17 protein-coding genes are annotated in these 19,658 nt (G+C 59.7%); 3 read left to right on the forward strand and 14 right to left on the reverse strand.

The window, feature by feature from the left end; all coding sequences use genetic code 11:
* The first annotated feature begins 58 nt into the window (after nt 1–58).
* Nucleotides 59–1,057 carry a sulfate ABC transporter substrate-binding protein gene (locus ACSQ8V_RS00745; RefSeq protein WP_436204609.1) on the forward strand — a complete coding sequence of 333 codons (999 nt, stop codon included), beginning with the start codon at nt 59–61 and terminating at the stop codon, nt 1,055–1,057.
* Nucleotides 1,058–1,123: 66 nt separating this feature from the next.
* Here ACSQ8V_RS00745 and ACSQ8V_RS00750 read toward each other — a convergent pair whose 3' ends face one another.
* The 8 genes from ACSQ8V_RS00750 to ACSQ8V_RS00785 form a co-directional block, all read right to left on the reverse strand.
* Nucleotides 1,124–2,449 (reverse strand): type II toxin-antitoxin system HipA family toxin, encoded by a 1,326-nt coding sequence (locus ACSQ8V_RS00750; RefSeq protein WP_436204610.1) that lies wholly within the window; start codon nt 2,447–2,449, stop codon nt 1,124–1,126.
* A 27-nt stretch (nt 2,450–2,476) separates the two neighbouring features.
* Nucleotides 2,477–2,788 (reverse strand): helix-turn-helix domain-containing protein, encoded by a 312-nt coding sequence (locus tag ACSQ8V_RS00755; RefSeq protein WP_436204611.1) that lies wholly within the window; start codon nt 2,786–2,788, stop codon nt 2,477–2,479.
* A gap of 302 nt (nt 2,789–3,090) precedes the next feature.
* A complete protein-coding gene (gene bioB, locus ACSQ8V_RS00760) occupies nt 3,091–4,152 on the reverse strand; it encodes a biotin synthase BioB (RefSeq protein WP_436204612.1) in 1,062 nt (353 codons plus the stop codon).
* A gap of 35 nt (nt 4,153–4,187) precedes the next feature.
* Entirely contained in the window at nt 4,188–4,913 is a 726-nt protein-coding gene (bioD, locus tag ACSQ8V_RS00765) for a dethiobiotin synthase (RefSeq protein WP_436204613.1), read from the reverse strand.
* Nucleotides 4,910–6,130: an 8-amino-7-oxononanoate synthase gene (gene bioF / locus ACSQ8V_RS00770; protein ID WP_436204614.1), complete on the reverse strand. Its 1,221-nt coding sequence runs from the start codon at nt 6,128–6,130 to the stop codon at nt 4,910–4,912. The genes bioD and bioF overlap by 4 nt, the downstream gene beginning before the upstream one ends.
* Entirely contained in the window at nt 6,127–7,488 is a 1,362-nt protein-coding gene (gene bioA, locus ACSQ8V_RS00775; RefSeq protein ID WP_436204615.1) for an adenosylmethionine--8-amino-7-oxononanoate transaminase, read from the reverse strand. The genes bioF and bioA overlap by 4 nt, the downstream gene beginning before the upstream one ends.
* Before the next feature lie 64 nt (nt 7,489–7,552).
* A complete protein-coding gene (locus ACSQ8V_RS00780) occupies nt 7,553–8,338 on the reverse strand; it encodes an enoyl-CoA hydratase/isomerase family protein (protein WP_436206569.1) in 786 nt (261 codons plus the stop codon).
* A gap of 1,005 nt (nt 8,339–9,343) precedes the next feature.
* On the reverse strand, nt 9,344–10,474 hold the full coding sequence (locus ACSQ8V_RS00785; RefSeq protein ID WP_436180774.1) for an IS110 family transposase: 1,131 nt from the start codon (nt 10,472–10,474) through the stop codon (nt 9,344–9,346).
* 202 nt (nt 10,475–10,676) lie between these two features.
* On the opposite strand from ACSQ8V_RS00785, the gene ACSQ8V_RS00790 reads away from it, so the two are divergent.
* Entirely contained in the window at nt 10,677–12,023 is a 1,347-nt protein-coding gene (locus ACSQ8V_RS00790; protein WP_436204616.1) for an IS4 family transposase, read from the forward strand.
* A 736-nt stretch (nt 12,024–12,759) separates the two neighbouring features.
* Nucleotides 12,760–13,940, forward strand: a protein-coding gene (locus tag ACSQ8V_RS00795) for an IS3 family transposase (RefSeq protein WP_436204582.1) whose coding sequence is annotated in 2 segments (ribosomal slippage) — nt 12,760–13,012 and nt 13,012–13,940 — 1,182 coding nt in all. Because the reading frame shifts where the segments join, the coding sequence is not laid out codon by codon here.
* Nucleotides 13,941–14,244: 304 nt separating this feature from the next.
* Here ACSQ8V_RS00795 and ACSQ8V_RS00800 read toward each other — a convergent pair.
* The 6 genes from ACSQ8V_RS00800 to can all read right to left on the reverse strand — a co-directional run bounded on the left by ACSQ8V_RS00800 (nt 14,245) and on the right by can (nt 19,639).
* Nucleotides 14,245–15,486, reverse strand: coding sequence for a dienelactone hydrolase family protein (locus ACSQ8V_RS00800; protein ID WP_213764657.1), 1,242 nt, complete (start codon nt 15,484–15,486; stop codon nt 14,245–14,247).
* A 362-nt stretch (nt 15,487–15,848) separates the two neighbouring features.
* Nucleotides 15,849–16,271 carry a YchJ family protein gene (locus ACSQ8V_RS00805; RefSeq protein ID WP_436204617.1) on the reverse strand — a complete coding sequence of 141 codons (423 nt, stop codon included), beginning with the start codon at nt 16,269–16,271 and terminating at the stop codon, nt 15,849–15,851.
* Nucleotides 16,268–16,876, reverse strand: coding sequence for a glutathione S-transferase family protein (locus ACSQ8V_RS00810; protein WP_436204618.1), 609 nt, complete (start codon nt 16,874–16,876; stop codon nt 16,268–16,270). Before ACSQ8V_RS00810 ends, ACSQ8V_RS00805 begins: the two co-directional genes overlap by 4 nt.
* Nucleotides 16,877–16,959: 83 nt before the next feature.
* Nucleotides 16,960–17,637, reverse strand: a complete 678-nt coding sequence (locus ACSQ8V_RS00815) for an SDR family oxidoreductase (protein ID WP_436204619.1) — start codon at nt 17,635–17,637, stop codon at nt 16,960–16,962.
* A 21-nt stretch (nt 17,638–17,658) separates the two neighbouring features.
* Nucleotides 17,659–18,852, reverse strand: coding sequence for an acetyl-CoA C-acetyltransferase (locus ACSQ8V_RS00820; RefSeq protein ID WP_436204620.1), 1,194 nt, complete (start codon nt 18,850–18,852; stop codon nt 17,659–17,661).
* On the reverse strand, nt 18,845–19,639 hold the full coding sequence (can, locus tag ACSQ8V_RS00825; RefSeq protein WP_436204621.1) for a carbonate dehydratase: 795 nt from the start codon (nt 19,637–19,639) through the stop codon (nt 18,845–18,847). The genes ACSQ8V_RS00820 and can overlap by 8 nt, the downstream gene beginning before the upstream one ends.
* Nucleotides 19,640–19,658: the final 19 nt, after the last annotated feature.

A 19,658-nucleotide genomic window follows, 5' to 3' on the forward strand; every position in this document is an offset into this window, starting at 1 on the left:
TTTTCGATAGAATCGCCGCTTTGCAGCGGTTTTCACTATTCGAACAATCGGGGGATGTATGGCGGGTTTGAAGCACTGGGCAGCAATCGCGGCGTTGGGTCTTACTACGTTGGCACACGCGGATACGGCGTTGCTCAACGTCTCTTACGACGTCACGCGCGAGTTATACAAGGACATCGATACCGCGTTTATTGCCGACTATAAACAGAAGACCGGCGAGACGCTTTCCGTGCGCCAGTCGCATGGGGCGTCGAGTGCGCAGGCTTTGTCGGTGATGCAGGGTCTGCAGGCCGACGTGGTCACGATGAACCAGCCGAACGACATCGATTTGCTGGTCGAGCGCGGCGGCCTTGTACCGGCCAACTGGCGCACGCTTCTGCCGAATAACGCGGTGCCGTACACCACCACCATGGTATTTCTCGTGCGCCATGGGAATCCGAAAAACATCAAGGACTGGAGCGATCTCGCGCGTCCCGGCGTGCAGGTCGTGATCGCGAATCCGAAGACGTCGGGCAACGGGCGTTATGCGTATCTGGCGGCGTGGGGCTACAAGAAGCAGCAAGGCGCAACCGATGAACAGGCTCAAGCGTTCGAGAAAGCCATCTTCAAGAACGTGCCGGTGCTGGATACGGGCGGTCGAGGTGCTACGACAACATTCACGCAACGCGGTATTGGCGACGTGCTGGTGACGTTTGAAAACGAAGTCGCGTTGATGGATACGGGGGCGGGCGGAAAGGATTTCGACGCTGTGTATCCGTCGGTGAGTTTGTTAGCCGAGCCGCCGGTCGCGGTGGTTGCGAAGGTTGTCGACAAGCGTGGGACGCGCAAGGAAGCGCAGGCGTACCTGGACTATTTGTGGACGCCGGCGGCGCAGGAAATCATCGCGCAGCATCATCTGCGGCCGCGTAACGCCGAGGTGCTGGCGAAGCACGCAAGCGAATTCAAACCGATCAAGACGTTCACGGTGGAACAGGTTTTCGGCAACTGGCAGAAAGCGCAGCAAACCCATTTCTCCGATGGCGGCACGTTCGATCAGGTGATTGTGGATAAGAATTGAGGGTGGCGATACCAACGAGGTACTGCCCGCTTGACGCGAGCGCTCGCGAAAGATTTCGCGACGCCGCTACTGCAGTAGCAAATGTTGGCGCCCAATGTCCTTCATTTGTTTATCCGCTATGCCGGCTCGCTCTGCGAAAGTCGGCCAGGAAGTAATAGCCAGGCGCACCTCCTTGATGACGTTTCGCGCAGTGCCGACCCCGAAACGCTCCGCCTCGGCAAGCAGGTCATCTTCAGTAAAGCCCTTGAACTTGCCGTTCACCGACATGAGGTGCTGGTTTGTCCATTCGCCGTTCGGGTTATGCGCGAAGGTCACGTCGTAGGCAGGAGTCAGTTCCCACGGTGCGCCTTGTCGCAGCCGGAACGAGAAGTTTTTCGTATGGTCATCGCAGTTGCGGCCCATCACGTTGAACACCATGCGACGGAATGCTTCCTCCATCTCCGCATAGGGCAAATCCAGCTGGCGCATGGTAGTGAAGAGTTGCGAGTACGCGTTGGTGCCCTTCTTCTTGTAGTCGACGTGATCGAGCGCGCACAACGTCTGCATGTGGTGCCGGATGTTGGTTCCTTCCCGGTCAAAGCGCCGTGTCATGAAATGCGCCCGGCCGCTTTCTTCAAGCAGCCGGCACTCGGACATGGTCATGTTCGCTGCACGCGCCATCAGATGATAGGCGTACTCAATGCGTCCATATCCCTGTGGTGTACCCAGTTCACTGTCCTCTCCCATGCCGTCGAACTTGAGGAGCCAGTGCTGAAAACCTTCCTGTGCCTCTAGCTGCCCCGAGCGAATCTCGTTGGTAAACGGGTTCCAGGCAATGACGGCTTTTGCGCGTGCGCCACCAGCAGAGGTACCGACGTCGATAATGCTTCGAAGCGCGGCACTCGTGTGGTCATCGTCGTCGATTGTTCCGGTGACGGCTTTGCGGGCCTCATTGACGAGGTGACTGAGCTGGATGGATGTCGGCTTGTGCCAGGCCGGACCGCGTGCCGGTCTGAAGGTGAGTGCGCCCATTGCGCGGTTGCTCATGTACGCCAGGCGGTCAATCGATGTCACGCCTGACGCAGGAATACCGTGATCTGCCATGTAGCGGTTGATCAACGCATTACCGAAGTCGTCAGGCAAGGCGTCGCTCAGGAGGGCGGGAAGGCGCTTATAGGTTGCGTCTGGAAGGTCGGCGAAAAGGTACGGTTCAAGGCTCAGCGGCATGTGCAGCGGGGATGGCTCGACGCCCCGGTCTACAAACTCCGGCGCGTAGGCAAACACGTAGTAGCCGTACGCGGGATCGAGGGCGACTGCGCCCATCAACTGGTCCCATAAGTACACTTCTACGCGGTCAACGTGCTTGTACGGAGCCGCCTTCTTTTTCGCTGGTTGATTCTTTTCCGTACTCACGGCGGGCTCCTGCTGGTCGAATTCAAATTACTTCGGGGGTTTGGCGGCGCGCTTGCGTGCGCGTTGGCGTGGAGCAGCGTTGCGCACCATGGTCATGGGATTGACTGTCGCAATTGGCGCGATGGTAGTGAGCCAATCGTCCCGGTCGAGCGCCCTGAGTACAGATACCAGCGATTTAAGCGAGGAGCCGCCACCGTTCTCGAGACTTCTGAGGGAACGCGCGCTGATGCCCGCTCGCTCGGCCAAAGTCTGTTGGTCGATGTTTCGGCTCAGCCTGAGTTTTTTCAGGCTTTCACCGATCTGGGCTTCGAGTTCCGATGGTGTATGGCTTGTCTTCACAACGACGTTTGCATTTATAGGCAAGATTACGCCTCTTAAATCGAAATACGAGGTTAAGAGGCAATTTATTACTGATTATAGTAGATGCCTTTTAAAGTGCTGTTAACTTTAAGAGGTAATTTATTGCCCTTTAAGCTCGTTTTAGCTGCTTAGTGGGCATCTTTCTACCTCTTATGGCGAGTAGATAACGTGCGAGCAAATGAAAATCCCCCGGGATCTGACGATCGCGGGGGATTCTGGACATCAACCGGGTGTTGCCTGACCCTTCACGGCTTGGATCAGTGAATCAAGCCGCTTGTCGATCACTGCACCTGCGCATGCCCGCACTTCACCTCACAAGTCTCGGCCGCTTGCATCTGCTGCGACGCTTCCGCGCGCATCCCCAAACGCTCCAGCAATTTCCGGTCGGCTTCAGCCTGCGGGTTGCTCGTCGTCAGCAACTGGTCGCCGTAGAAAATCGAGTTCGCGCCGGCCAGGAAACACAGGGCCTGCAACGCTTCATCCATCTGCTCGCGTCCCGCCGATAACCGCACCATTGCCTTGGGCATCGTGATGCGCGCAACCGCGATCGTGCGCACGAATTCAAACGGGTCCAGTGGCGCGGTACCCGTCAGCGGCGTGCCTTCAACCTGCACCAGATTGTTGATAGGCACTGATTCCGGATACGGCTCCATGTTCGCCAGTTGCGTGATCAGCCCGGCTCGTTCGCGCCGCGTTTCACCCATGCCGACAATCCCGCCGCAACATACGTTGATGCCGGCATCGCGGACATGTTCGAGCGTATCCAGACGATCCTGATACGTCCGCGTCGAGATGATCTGGCCGTAGAACTCCGGCGATGTATCGAGGTTATGGTTGTAGTAATCCAGCCCGGCGTCGCGCAGACGTTCCGCCTGATGCGCTTCCAGCATGCCGAGCGTCACGCAGGTTTCCAAGCCCATCGCCTTCACGCCGCGAATCATGTCGGCGATAGGTTCCAGATGCTGGTCCTTCGGATTGCGCCATGCCGCGCCCATACAAAACCGCGTCGCGCCGTTCGCCTTGGCGATTTCGGCGGCCTTCAGGACTTCATCGACGGCCATCAGTTTTTCGGCCTTCAACCCCGTGTCGTGATGCGATGACTGCGGGCAATACGCGCAATCTTCCGGGCAACCGCCGGTCTTGATCGACAGCAGCGTGGAGAGCTGAACTGTGTTGGCATCGAAATGTTCGCGATGCACAGCCTGCGCGCGAAACATCAAGTCGTTGAACGGCAGGTCGTAGAGCGCGACGATATCCGCCACGCGCCAGCGCGCCAGCGTTTGCGGTGCGGCGGGTTGAGCGGAGGACTGCGTTGTCTTTTCGGTGGATTGCACTTGCGTCATGTGAGGATCCTTTTCATTGTGCAGATAACGATGAATTACTGGCCCGCGCCGGCTGAACGAAGTGTGTCCAGCAGCAGGGAGGTATCTAGATAAGGCGTAGCCGCGCGCGCATCCGGCGGCGTGAGGCGGGGAATCGTGCCGAGCAATGGCGCATTGTATTGACTGTCCAGCCGCAGCCGGATTGCCTCGATGTTTTCAGCGGGAAACAGCATGGCGGGATCGATCTGGTTAGCCACCCAGCCCACCAGACGCAGCCCACGCGCTGCTATAGCCTCAGCGCTCAGCAACGCGTGGCTGATGCAGCCGAGCCGCATGCCGACCACCAGCACAATCGGCAGGTTTAATGCGAACGCGAGGTCGGCGGTATCGTGGACCTCGGTGAGCGGTACGCGGAATCCGCCCACGCCTTCCACCACGACCACGTCCGCTTGCTGAACGGCGAACTGGTGCGCCTCCACGATGCGCGCAATATCCAGCGACACGTTCTCGCGCGCCGCCGCGATATGCGGCGCGGCGGCTTCCTTAAGCAGGAATGGCGTACGTATCGATGGTGGCAGTGCAACGTTCGCGGCGGCATCGAGTTGATCGGCGTCTTCGTTGTGCCACTCGCCGTCGCGTTCGAACGCGCCCGCCGCGATGGGTTTCATCGCGGCGGCGCGCAGGCCGAGCTTGGCAAAACCATGCAGCAAAGCGGCGGAAACGAGCGTCTTGCCGATCTCGGTATCGGTGCCGGTGACGAAGAGCGAGAGCGGCGCGGTCATGATCGATTGCTCAAGGTTTGCAGTGCGTTGTCGAGCTTCGCGAGGTCGTCGTGGCTATGCGCGGCCGAGAGTGAAATGCGCAGACGCGATGTGCCAACGGGCACGGTCGGCGGCCGGATTGCGGGCACCCACATGCGGTATTCATCGAGGGCGGCGGCGAGCCTCAGCGTCTCTTCATTGCCGCCAATAATCAACGGCTGCACCGCCGTATGCGAATCTACGGGCGACCATCGCGTGCGCTTTAGCATGGCGCGCGTACTGTCGATCAACGTAGCCAGATGCGCACGTCTTGCGTCGCCTTCATGTCCTTCGATAATCTTCAAACTGGCAGACACCGCATGCGCCACCGCCGGCGCCGATGCCGTCGTAAAGATGTACGGCCGCGCGCGCTGGACGAACCATTCGATCACCGTCTCATGCGCGATCACGAACGCGCCGGACACGCCTGCTGCCTTGCCCAACGTGCCGACGTACACAAGATGTGGCGAGCGCAACGCGGCCTCAGCCAGCGCGCCGCGGCCTTGCGGACCGAGCACGCCGAAACCGTGCGCATCGTCGACAACCAGCCACGCGCCGTGACGCTCAGCCAGCTCGAGCAGCGAGCCAAGCGGGGCGATATCGCCGTCCATGCTGAAGACCGAATCCGTCACGATGATCTTCGTGCCGCCCTCATTCGCCGATGCATCGAGCAGGGCGCCGAGCGCTTCTGCGTCGGCATGAGGATAGATGCGAATTTGCGCACGGGACAAACGCGCGCCATCGATCAGCGATGCGTGGTTCAACGCGTCGCAGAACATCAGCGTGTCGCGACCGCCTGACTTACTCACAGCGCCGAGCGTAGTCAGCGTCGCGAGATTTGCCATGTAGCCGGTGCTGAAGTACAGCGAGCGCGCCTGGTCGACGAAACCACCGGAGAACGCCGCGAGGTCATCTTCAAGCTGCGCATGCGCGCGCGAATGGCCGCCGAGCAAATGCGATCCCCCACTGCCCGCGCCATATTTTTGCGCGCCTTCGGCAAGTGCTTCGCGCAAGGTTTCATGAGCCGCGAGGCCGAGATAATCGTTACTCGCAAAGCCGATGATCTCGCGTCCGTCCACCGTCATGTGAGCGGCGCAGGCGCTGTCGGCGATGCGTCGGCGACGACGCAAACCGTTGCGCTCGATATCGGCGAGGCCTTGTTTCAGGGTGTCGAAAAGAGCGGGCGATGTAGTGCTCATGCAGCCTCCGATAACGTGGCGTCGAAGACAGTGCGCGTGCGTTCGGCGAGCAGCGCGAGTTCGTCATCGCTGAGGATGTACGGCGGCATCAGATAGACGGTCTTGCCTATCGGTCGCAACAATAGCTCGTGTTTCAAGGCGTTTTCGAAGAAACGCCGCGAGAATGAGCGTGCTTGAGTGGGGTCTTCAACGATGGCGTCGAACGCGAAGATCGTGCCGCGTTCCCGCAGATTCCTGACATGCGGATGATCTTGAAGCGGGCTCAGCGCTGCGCGCAACACAGACGATTTGCGGCGGTTTTCTTCAAGCACGTTTGCGCTGTCGAACAGGTCGAGCGTCGCCAAAGCGGCGCGACAGGCGAGCGGGTTGCCCGTATACGAATGCGAGTGCAGGAAACCGCGTGTCATGTCGTCATCGTAGAACGCAGCGTAGATTTCATCGCGTGTCAGCACAATGGACAACGGCAAATACCCGCCGCTGATTCCCTTCGATAAACACAAGAAATCCGGCCAGATCGCAGCCTGTTCGCACGCGAAGAACGTGCCGCTGCGACCACAGCCGACAGCAATTTCATCGGCGATGAGATGCACGCCGTAGTCATCGCACAATGCACGCAAGCCCTTCAAATACGAAGGATCGTGCATCGCCATGCCGGCGGCGCATTGAACAAGCGGCTCTACGATCACGGCCGCAAGCTGCGAGGCTTTGGCGTCGAACAGGGTTTTCATATCGGCGAGCGCGCGTTGGGCGACATCGCGCGCCGTCTCGCCTTCGCGTGCCTGGCGAGCATCCGGCGATGTCACCACGTGCGCGTGGCGAATCAGCGGATCGTAGGCGTCCTTGAACAACGCGACGTCGGTTACGCCGAGCGCGCCGATGGTCTCGCCGTGATAGCTGTTCGCGAGGCACACGAATTCGCGCTTCTCCGTGCGGCCGCTGTTGCGCCAGAAGTGGAAGCTCATCTTCAACGCGATTTCGACTGCCGACGCGCCGTCAGACGCGAAGAACGCATGGCCCAGCGTGCGCTGCGTCAGCGTGTGCAGACGCTCGGCGAGCAGGACGGCGGGTTCGTGCGTGCAACCGGCGAGCATCGCGTGTTCGAGCGTGTCGAGCTGGTCCTTCAGCGCGGCATTGATGTGAGGATTCGCGTGGCCGAAGATGTTGACCCACCACGAGCTGATGGCATCGAGATAGCGATGGCCGTCGTGGTCGTAGAGCCACGCGCCCTTGCCGCGAGCGATGGGCACGAGCGGCGTGCGCTCGTGATGTTTCATTTGCGTACACGGATGCCATACGGCGCGTAGCGAGCGTGCAACCCAGTCATCGGGTGCAGGCTTTGGCTGGTTATTCAGGTTCAAAACGACTCCAGGGGAGCGGCCAATCATGCGCGTGGGCGAACTCTGGCAACGCTCCCGATCACATTCAGGCAAGCCACGACGGCTTGCTCTTTTCCAGAAAACTGCGCACGCCTTCGCGCCCTTCGTCCGAGGCGCGAATTCGTGCGATACGGTCGGCGGTGTCCGAGATCAGCGTTTCATCGATCGCCTTGTCCGCCAGATCGACCACCAGTTGTTTGCACTCGCGCACTGCATTCGGGCTGTTGGCGACGATCGCGGCTGCGACTGCATCGACGGTGGCATCCAGCGCGTCTGCTGCAACGACCTGATGCACGAGGCCGATGCGCAGTGCTTCGGCGGCATCGAAACGTTCGGCGGTCACGAAGTATCGGTGCGATGCGCGCGCGCCGATTGCCCGGATCACGTAGGGTGCGATGGTGGCGGGCATCAGCCCGAGCTTCGCCTCTGACAAACAGAAGTGTGCTGATTCTGCGCTGATTGCAATATCGGCGACGGCTACAAGGCCCATGCCGCCTGCGTACGCGTCGCCTTGGACCTGCGCGATCACGGGTTTGTTGCAGGTATAGAGGGTGTTGAGCATGGTGGCGAGGCCGAGTGCATCGGCGCGATTTTCTGCGTCCGAGTACGCCGCCATGCGTTTCATCCAGTTGAGGTCGGCGCCTGCGCAGAATGCGGGGCCGTTCGCGGCGAGGATGATGACGCGGATGGCGGAGTCGTCGGCGAGCGCGCGGAAAGCGGCGGTCAATTCGACGATGGTGGCTTCGTCGAAGGCGTTGCGGACGTCGGGGCGATCGAGCGTGACGCGTGCGACGTAGCCGTCGACGGTGACTTTCAGGCGCTGCAGGTTCATTGCATCGGTCATTGGGGTTTCTCGATGTACGCGACACGGTGTTTCGCTGAGCACCAATTATCTCTAAATTTGTCGCGGGATTCGATTTTAGGAGCCCATGGTGCCTCCGGCGGGCGTGGGACGCGTTGGGCGATTGCGTGGCGATGCGGCTAACTTCGCTTATCGTGGAGGGTCTTGGTCGGGTTTAGGGGCTATTTCGCCTATTTTCCGTTCGCACTCGGGCGGGGGATGGGGTGGGGGATGGTTGGTTACTCGTGGGTTTCGGCGTGGCGGTCGGGGTTGATGCTAGGTTTTGGGGTTGGTGGTCGGGGGCAATGCTGGGGTGGTCGGTTCTGGGGTTAGTGGTCAGGGTCAATGCCGGGTTGCTGCTTTCGGCGTTAGTGGTCGGAGTCAATGCCGGGTTGCTGCTTTCCGCGTTAGTGGTCTGCAAGAGTTGGATTTTCTCTTTATCACTATTAGCCACTGTGCGTGGCGGCACGTCATTTCTGATATGACTTTCCGTGTCAACAGGTGTTTTTAGCTGTGGTCATCTTTTCTCTTCCTACAATTTCCTGAGGGCGGCGTAGCAGTAACACTCGACGGTGAATCAATCTGATATTCGCGGGTTGGTTACCGCATTACAGTGATCCGTCTCGTGAGCCTGCCGCTAACTTTGTGCGCAAGTCGGCGTGAACCGTTGATAAGCCGTTGCAAAGAAATGCCGCGGGTAACTGATATGACTTTCCGTGTCAACAGGTGTTTTTAGCTGTGGTCATCTTTTCTCTTCCTACAATTTCCTGAGGGCGGCGTAGCAGTAACACTCGACGGTGAATCAATCTGATATTCGCGGGTTGGTTACCGCATTACAGTGATCCGTCTCGTGAGCCTGCCGCTAACTTTGTGCGCAAGTCGGCGTGAACCGTTGATAAGCCGTTGCAAAGAAATGCCGCGGGTAACTCTGATGCCGGGCTACGCCGCCTTCAGGAAACTGCCTTTTCGATGATTGCAAAACTGTTTTTTGCTGGTTTAGACAGCCGCTCTGGAGTTGTTGATCGCCTGCTCCATGCCCAGACGGGCGATGTCCCAGATAAACCCGGCGAGTTCGCGAGCGATCGCGACGACCGCCACGTTTTTGAGTTTGCCCTTCGCCACCATTCTTCTAAAGCGCCCACACAGACGCAACTGCGCGTCCCAGGCGCGATCGATAATCACCTTGGGCACACCCTCATGACGCTGCTGAATCTCGGGACTCACGCGAGCCGTATGCCGATAACTCCAGGCGGCCTCGATCAGCAACTTTCGCGCAAGCGAATTGCCCGTCTTGGTGATGCTGCCCTGGCGCCGGCTGCCCCCCGACGAGTATTCTGAAGGCGTTATGCCGAGCCACGCCATCAACTGCCGAGGATGGGCAAAGCGCGTCACATCGACGATCTCCGAGAGCAAGCCAACGGCGGTGGTGAACTTGATGCCGCGCATGGTTTGCAGGGCGAGCACGGCGGGATAAAAGCGCCACTGCGGCACCGCTTCGCGCAAGGCCGACTCAAGCCGCTCGCACTGCGCAAACCGGTCTTCGATCGCGCGGCGCAACTCGGTGAAGGCGAGGTCCTGCCATGCGTTGCCGAACGAGAACTTGCTGATCCAGCGTCGATGCGCCGGCCCCCAGTTCGCCGTGCCCGCGTATCGCACGGCGTGGGCGAGCAGGAACGATTTTAACGCTTGGCGGGCGCGTTTGAGGGCATCGCGCGTACTGGCCCAGACACGCGCAAGATCGCGAAACGCTTCGTCTTCGACGGTGGGCACATGCACTGCGCTGAGGTCGCCCGCGCGCAGTGAGCGCACGAGTTTGAGCGCGTCGCGGCGGTCGGTCTTCACGCGATCGCCGGCTTTGCGCGGGATCAGCGAGGGGGCGCACACCATGCACTCGAAGCCTTTGGCAGCGAGGCGGCGCTGCAGGTCATAGCCCAGAGGACCGGCTTCATAAACGATTTTTACGTGGCGAGCCTTGGATTGAAGCTTTTTGCATAACTGATCAATATCGCGAGAGCGCGTGCCGATCTTGCCGAGCACTTCGACTTCGCCGCTGCCCAGCGCGTAGGCAACTGTAATCGAGTCTTTGTGAACATCCAGTCCGACAAATAACGTGATATCGTTTTGCATGCTGGCCTCCGTGTTGGAAACAAAACCTATGAGTGACGGGTTCGCCCTCACTGTTACGGCTCTGGCGCTATGCTAACCCGCGTGTTTTAGCTCATCTCCTTATACACAACTCGACACCTGCGGCAACGATGACGGAGTAACAAAGTTGTCAGAAGGGGGTTGTTAACAATGCGGATTTGGCGTTTACTCTCAGATTTTCGGCATGAAGATCCGAGACGACGCAGGAGCATGGGTGGACGAGGAATTTGAAACGCTGGATTTGGGTGATCCACGGCGAGACCGGCGCGCGAAGGAGCTGGTCAAACGGTTCGCCAGCCGGCCCACGGCCAGCATTCCGGGCGCGTGCGAAGGCTGGGCCGAGACGATCGCGGCATATCGCTTTCTGGGCAATGAGCACATCGACTGGCGCGACATGATGCAGCCGCATTGGGACCGTACCACGGCACGCATGGGGCAGTTGCCGGTGGTGCTGTGCATAGCCGATACGACAGAGTTGAACTTTAACGGTCAGGATATCGAAGGGGCCGGCCCGCTCTGTTATGAAGCACAGGTGGGCATGTATCTTCACGCGACCTATGCGGTGACACCGGATCGGGAGCCGCTGGGTGTGATGAATGCATGGATGTGGGCGCGCGAGCCGCGCGATGCAAACGGCAGGCGTGGCGGTGTCAAGGAAAGTGTGCGGTGGATCGAAAGCTATGAGATCGTGGCCGAACAGGCACGGGCTGTGCCTGACACGCGACTGGTGTATGTGGCCGATCGTGAAGGCGATATCGCCGCGCTCATGCAGCGTGCGCAGGAACTGGGTGAACCGGCGGACTGGCTGATTCGCTCGCAGCACAATCGCGCGCTCAAGGGCGAAGCAAGTTTGTGGGAAACAGTGCACGCCAGTAAGGTGCTCGGCCACATCAGTTTCGTGCTGCCCGGGCGCAGCGGCCAGAAGGCGCGTGAAGTAAGGCAGGAACTGCGTAGCCAGCGCGTCACGCTGCCCGGGCGTGCCGGTGTCACGCTCACCTGCGTCGAGGCGTATGAAGTGGATGCGCCAGCGGGTGTGAAGCCCGTCATCTGGCGTCTTGTGACCAACCGCGAAGCGGGCGATGCGCATGCCCTCATCGAACTCGTTGACTGGTACCGCGCGAGGTGGGAAATAGAAATGTTCTTCAACGTCCTGAAGAACGCCTGCCGGGTCGAGGCGCTGCAACTCTCACAGATGGAGCGGGTGGAGAAGGCGCTCGCGCTGTACATGGTCGTATCGTGGCGTATTGCGCGGCTCATACGTGTTGGCAGAACCTGTCCGGAGTTGGATGCGTCGCTGTTCTTCGCCGCTGACGAGATACACGGCGCTCACGTGCTCTGTAAGAAGGCGCGTCCGAAAAAACCACCGACGCTCAACCAGATGATACGGATGGTCGGCTCGCTGGGCGGATTTCTTGGGCGCAAGAGCGACGGCGAACCGGGCGCGAAAACGCTGTGGATTGGCATGCAGCGAGTCATGGACGCTGTGATCACCATCCAGATCTTGCGCGACGGCTATGACACTTCTGTATAACGAGATGGTTTTAGCTCTGTCACGGGGGCCAGCCCTTACTGCTCACGGAAGTCATACTAACTTTGTCCAAAGCGACAAAGAAACGAAGCAAAGAAAACGCTTTCAACCACGCTACCCTAAGTGTCCACAGCGTGCAGTTTTCATTCATAGGTGCCCCAAAAGCACGGTGCTCGCCAGAGCGAAGGATGTTTGAACCCCTCCTTCTCGCGAATCCTGACACGAACACGCTTCGCCCCGTACGCTCTCGGGCAAGCACAATTGCCAATGAACCCGCACGGCCTTACAGATATTTACGGCTGCGGCTTTTTGACAGGTTAGCTACCTGGTCTGTGCGACCGTATTCATTTGGCTAGAGCTTCATGCGTGTTTGTGTTTACTGCTTCAGTTTTTGTGAATTGGCTGCGCGTTCTGTACAGCTATCTTCGTCGGTTACGGCCGCCCGCATCTTCGCGACCTCGTTTCCAGCAGGGTTGGCGACGTGGTTCGAGGCGCGTACATATTTGGAGGGAGGTTATCCGCGGATAGCGCGGGGTGTCCCTTGGGCAGGTTCAATCACTGGTGGCGAAGCGTGTGGGTATCCGTGTTCGGAGAAAGAGGGGTTCACACATCCGGCGCTCTGGCGAGCACCGTGCTTTTGGGGCACCTATGAATGAAAACTGCACGCTGTGTGAGCTTCCCCCGAAATTTAGCCTTCCACAGGTGACGTAAAATTGACGTTACTTTGGAAAGACTAGAAATGAAGAAGATACCGAAAAAGGCGTACACGGCAGAGTTCAAGGAACTTGCTGTCAAACGCGTGAGCGATGGACAGACGATCACGGAAGCGGCGAAGGAGCTCGGCTTGAGCAGCCAGAGTCTGCGCAACTGGATTAAGGCCGCTGTGGCGGGCAAGCTGACGGGGGCTGGCAGCAAGGTCGTCACGCCGGAAGCAATGGAGCTGTCCCACCTGCGCTCCGAGGTCGCTCGCTTGAAGCGGGAGAACGAGATCATAAAAAAAGCAGCGGCGTACTTCGCGCGGGATGTTCTGTGAAGTACGCCTGGATTGGCACGCATATCAAGGCGTTCGCGCTGCTTGAAATGTGCGTGGTGCTCGACGTTAGCATCAGTGGCTACAGAGCGTGGAAGCGCGGCGGCACGCCTGATCGCAAGCGGTTGACCGATGATCAAATGCTGGCCTTGATTGGCGCCATTCATGCCGAACTCAAGGGCGCTTACGGCAGTCCGCGCATGATGCGTGAATTGCGCCTGCGAGGCTTCAGCGCCGGCAAGCAGCGAGTCGAAAGGCTCATGCGTGAGAATGGCATCCACGCTCGTCACAAGCGGCGCTACAAGGTCACCACGGACTCAAAGCACGGCTTGCCGGTGGCTGAGAACCTGCTCGATCGCAACTTCACTCCGGCAGCGCCGAACCAGGTCTGGACATCGGACATCACGTACCTTTGGACCGACGAGGGCTGGCTGTATTTGGCTGTCGTTTTGGACCTGTTCAACCGCGAGGTAATTGGCTGGTCGCTCAAGCCGCGCATGACGGCAGACATTGCGACGGACGCGTTGGCGATGGCCTGGTTTCGCCGCCGGCCGGCCGCGGGCGTCATGCATCACTCGGATCGGGGCAGCCAATATGCCAGCCACGCGTTCCAAGACAAGCTCAAAGAATATGGCATGACCTGCTCGATGAGTCGCAAGGGCAACTGCTGGGACAACGCCCCCACTGAAAGCTGGTTTAACAGCTTTAAAAACGAGCGGTATCATGGCGTGCGTTACGCCACACACGCCGAAATGAAGGCGGCGAGCTTCGACTATATTGAAGTCTTTTATAACCGCAAACGGCAGCATTCAACGCTCGGCTACAGGTCACCAATCCAGTATCTCGACCGCTGGATCAGTGAACAAAATCAGGGCGAGCAAGCTGCATAAGTTCCACCTACTGGAAGACGAAATATCGAGGGAACCTCAGTGGACACTTAGGGTAGCGTGGTTGAAAGCGTTTTCTTTGCTTCGTTTCTTTGTCGCTTTGGACAAAGAAATGACGTGCCGCCACGCACAGTGGCTAATAGTGATAAAGAGAAAATCCAACTCTTGCAGACCACTAACGCGGAAAGCAGCAACCCGGCATTGACTCCGACCACTAACGCCGGAACCTAGCACCGCCCCAGCACTAACCCCACCCGACCACCCCCAAAACCCCAGCCACCAGCCTTTGGCTGGACTCAAAGGCCCCTCATCGCGAGGCTGTCTGCGTCTGCGCAACATTCCGATCCTTCCACACCACGGCGTTATTAACGGCATACAACCGGCATGGATCGCTGCTCTGCTTCTGGCACCCATTCAATGCCACCGCCATCGGGTCGTCACCCCCTTCCGCCCACGACCACGCACCCGAATCCGACACCGCGAACGCGCGGCTCGAATACTGATGCAGAAAGTTCTGGTAACCCTCACGGCCCCGCTCATCAAGGAACGGCACCGCAGTCACCGCATCGACAGTCGCATAACCCGTCGGCGATGGCTCCCGCGGATCCGAAACCTGATATTGCCGATCCGTCGGCATACCGACATCCTCAAGGAACGCCTTCACGCGCGGCCACCAGATCGCGACACCATCACGATCCCCAACCAGCCGATGCGCATCGTTCTTATACGCGCCGAAATCGACCATGTCGGCCCTCGCACCGTGCGCGCTATACGACGCAAACATTTCATCAGGCAAGTCGCCCTGCCACACGGAGTCGTTGCTCCCGTACATCCACAACGACGGCAACTTCACATGCTCACCGTATTCACCAAACGCGCTGGTCAGGTTTTTCTGCCAGCCAGGACACTCGTCCTGACGCAGACCACCAGAGAAATTGATGAGACCACGCACGCCTTTTTCCTCAAGCGCATCGCGCGCGCCATACGCCATGGTCACCAGCCCGCCATGCGAAGCGCCCGCCACCACCACGTGCTGGCTGTCGACAAACGGTTGCTTGTCCATGTAAGCCACCGTGGCCGCCACGTCGCGCGCCTGCGTGAAACCGTTGGCTTCGACATCACAACCGTTACCGGTATATTCGCCGCCCGATTCCGCAAAGCCACGGCGATTCGGCACGACAACCACATAACCATGGCGCACGAATTCACGCGCAAGCGCAATCGGACGCGCGCGCGGCTGCTCATGCGCATTGCCAGGGAGCTTGCCGTGATTGAAGACGACCATCGGGAAAGGACCCGGGCCGTCAGGTTTGAAGATGGTGGTTTCAAGCGAGACGTCGCCTGAAGGTACTTCGATGACGGACTCGTTGAGGTTCGCGTCGACAACGGGAAGCGATGGGTCGAACGATGGCGGCGCCGTGCCGAAGGCGGGTGCCTCGAGGTTCGCGTACTGCTGCGCGCCCGGGAACGGCTCTGCAAGCGCCGAGGCGGACACCGCCGCGAGCGCACACACCACGACACAGCCTGACAACACTTGCCTAAATGCCATCCCCGAAACCCCATCCGCTTCTCGACCCGGCTGATTTCCCAAAGCACGAGCCAGCTTATTGTCACAATCCATCGATCCGGACGTTTGTACTGTCAATCAGTATCGCTGGTCGGATCGTCAAGTCATGTCCCGAATAGACAAGACAATGGGCTTCAATACGCAACACCGGCGCGCTGACAGATATTTGGCTTATGAAACAGCAACTTAATATCATTCTCCAGCGACTGGCGAAAAGCTAGAGTACCCGGACAAAATGAATAGGCGCAATTAGAAAGTACCCGCGCGGCACGCTAATTTTTAGGCGAAAGCAGACGTTAAGGAAATTATTGCCGCGATGCAGCGAAATTTGCGGCTACGGCGTTCTAATCGCGAAGATCACCGTCGACATAACGCCACAACCCGGCAGCATCGCGTTCGAACCGGCTCGTCTCATGCAGCCGGAACGCCCGGCCGCCAAGCTTGTAGCGCGCGACAAATTCGACCTCGGCGTGATCTGCGTCAACGGGCGTGTGGCGTTTTATCCGCAAGCCGAGCCATCGGGTGGTGGGATCGGCGGAGGTTTCCAGGTCGCGGGGACAGATTTTCTCGGCCCAGGTCGCGCGCAAATACGCCGTGTTGCCAAGCACGTAGGCGCTGTAGCGCGAACGCATCAGCTCCATCGCGTTGCCCGCCGGCGCGCCGCCTTCCATGAACCGCCCGCAGCAATCCGCGTAGCGAGGCGGGCGTTTCGCATTGCTCGACCCCGGCGACGCGCCGCCGCAAGGGCATTCCACTACTTGTGTCATACGTCGACACCGGGCATTTCGATGTGCCGCGGCTGCGCTTTCACGCGCGCAAGCCATGCGCGAATGGCCGGATACCGGCCGAGGTCGAGGTTGGCGTCATCGGCGACATGGGTGTACGCATACAGCGCAATGTCCGCGATGGTGTATTGCTCATCGACGAAATACGTCCGCGTCGCGAGATGCGTCTCCATCACGTCGAGCGCACGATACGAGCCAGCGGTTTTCTCGGGCAGGCGAGGATCGTCAGGATGTTTGACGAACTGAAGGATGAAGCGCGCAACCGCGATGTTGGGTTCGTGGCTGTACTGCTCGAAGAACATCCATTGCAGGACGCGCGCCCGCGAGAGACGGTCCGTGGGCAGCAACGGCGTGCCTTCAGCGAGGTAATACAGGATCGCGTCCGATTCGAACAGGCACGTGTGCTCATCGATCTGCAGCACTGGAACCTTGCCGTTCGGATTCAGCTGACGAAACGCTTCGGTGCGCGTGGCGCCGTTCATCATGTCGACCTCATGCCAGACATACGGCCGGCTCAGTTGTTCGAGCGCAAGCCGGACCTTGTAGCAATTCCCCGATGACGCCACGCCATGTACTTGATACGCCACTTCATGTCCTTTTCGTTTGATGAACGGTTGAGAGAGCGTTTGATTGAAACGCTAACTTCGGATGCCTTACTAATATACGGCGTTCACCACGAGAGCGGCGTACCGTCGTACTGCACGAACGAGCCGTTGAATTTTTTAGGGTTCGCCGCAGCCGCTGCAATCACCGCGCGCATTCCGGAGATGCTGTGTGCCGGTTCGATCGCCGCCGACGCGCCGCCCATCCCGGTGCGCACCCATCCCGGATGCAACGCGATGCAAGTCGAGCCGCGCGCTTCCAGCGATGTCGCCTTCAACGCCGCATTCACTGCAGCCTTGCTCACGCGATACAGCCATCCCGCCGTCCCGTTCATCTCCGCGATACCGCCCATCTTGCTGGACAGTACGGCGAGCACGCCATGCGCGGCGTCGGTGAGCGGCAGGAGAATGGGCAGCAGTTGCATCGGACCGCGGACGTTGGTATGCATGACCTGATCGAAATCCTCCGGCAGCACGGTTTCCACGTGTTCAGTTCGCGGACCATAGACGCCCGACACGATGATCGCGACATCGAGTTTCTCGCCATCGAGTTGCCAGCCAAGCGCGGCGATCTGCTCAGGTTGAGTTGTATCGAGCGAGAAGGTTTTTGCGCCCATGGCGTCGAGTGCTTTCAGCGACGCGGCATCGCGAGCGGTGGCGAGCACGCGCCAGCCATCGCGGCAATATCCTCGCGCGAATTCGTGGCCGAGTCCGCGCGATGCACCCACGATCAATACGGTTTTCATGACGTTCTCCTGCACGATGCTCTAAACCAGTTCGATACCCATCGCCGTCGCTTCCCCGCCGCCGATGCACAAGCTCGCCACGCCGCGTTTCAATCCGCGCTGACGCAATGCGCCGATCAGCGTAACGAGAATCCGCGCGCCCGATGCGCCGATCGGATGCCCCAACGCACAAGCGCCGCCGTTGACGTTGACCTTGTCGTGGGGCAAGTCGTGTTCCTGCATGGCAGCCATCGCGACGACGGCAAACGCTTCGTTGATCTCGAAGAGATCGACTTCGTTCGCGCGCCAGCCGTTTTTATCCAGCAGCTTGCGGATCGCACCAACAGGCGCAGTCGTGAACAACGCCGGTTCCTGCGCGAAAGTGCTGTGTCCGACGACCCGCGCGAGCGGCGTGACGCCGAGCCGTTTCGCCGTCGATGCCCGCATCATCACGAGTGCGGCGGCGCCATCGGAAATAGACGATGCATTGGCAGCCGTCACCGTGCCATCTTTCGCGAACGCGGGTTTGAGCGTCGCAATCTTGTCGATATTCGCCTTGAACGGCTGCTCATCGTGATCGATGACGGTATCGCCCTTGCGTCCTGCAACGGTGACGGGCGCGATTTCCCAATCGAATGAACCGTCTTCGTTGGCCCGCTTCGCGCGACGCAGCGACTCCACCGCAAACGCGTCCTGCGCTTCCCGCGAAAATTTATATGACCCGGCGCATTGTTCCGCGAACGCGCCCATCAACTGGCCCTTTTCGTACGCGTCTTCAAGGCCATCGAGGAACATGTGATCGAGCACCTGGCCGTGACCCATGCGCATGCCGCCGCGCGCCTTGGGCAACAAATACGGCGCATTGGTCATGCTCTCCATGCCACCCGCGACAATCACGTCCGCCGAGCCGGCCAGCAGCATGTCGTGCGCGAACATGGCGGCGCGCATGCCCGAGCCGCACATCTTGTTGACCGTGGTGCTGCCGACGGACAGCGGCAGGCCTGCGCCGAGCGCGGCTTGCCGCGCAGGCGCCTGACCGAGTCCGGCGGGCAGCACGCAACCCATCACGGCTTCTTCGATCTGCTCAGGCTTCAGCCCGGCGCGCTCAACCGCGGCGCGGATGGCCACCGAGCCGAGTTGCGGCGCTGTCACCGTGGCGAAGTCACCTTGAAAAGCGGCCATCGGCGTACGGACAGCCGACACGATCACCACGGGATCATCTGCGAAATCAGTCATGTTTCAGCTCCTTGATCACACCTTTCACAATAGCCGGGACATCGCCGAGACGGGCGGCATCGGAGGCGAGCACATCGTTCTCCGATGAATGCGCCCCACCGCGCGCCAGCGCCGCGATGCATCGCTGGTAGGTCGGTTCGACTTCCTCCGACCCGCCGATCATCATGCCCATGTTGCGCACACGGCCGTCATGCACGCCGTAGGTCCAGCCGTGTACGGTGATCTCCTGACCACGCGCCCACGCATCGCGCAGGATGGTCGTATGACACACGTTCACCGTCTGTTCGATGGTATTCAGCTCCACCAGCCGGCGATTTCTCGCGACGCCCATCGGCCATTCTTCGAGCAGCGCGGAGTGTTTGTCGCGCACGTCTTCCACGTGACGCAGCCAGTTATCGGCCAGGCCGACGCGCCGGCTCACGAGCGCCGCGCCTACGCCGGAACAGCCGTAGTGCCCGACGACCATGATGTGCTTGACCTTCAGCAGGTCGACCGCGAACTGGATCACGGACAGGCAGTTGAGGTCCGAGTGAACGACCACGTTCGCGATGTTCCTGTGCACGAACACCTCGCCCGGCGGCAAGCCGATGATCTGGTTGGCCGGCACGCGCGAGTCCGAGCAGCCGATCCACAGATATTCGGGCGCTTGCTGGTGCGCGAGGCGAGAGAAGTATTCGGCGTCTTCCGAGAGCTTGCGATCGACCCACTTCAGGTTGTTATCGAACAGGTGCGAGAGCGGGTTGTTGTCCTGGCTTTCAGGTGCGTCGGTGTCGTTGATGTTGGGCATGGCATTCAGTGCGGATAGG

The sequence above is a fragment of the Caballeronia sp. LjRoot31 genome (genome assembly GCF_964253885.1).
Lineage (GTDB): Bacteria > Pseudomonadota > Gammaproteobacteria > Burkholderiales > Burkholderiaceae > Caballeronia.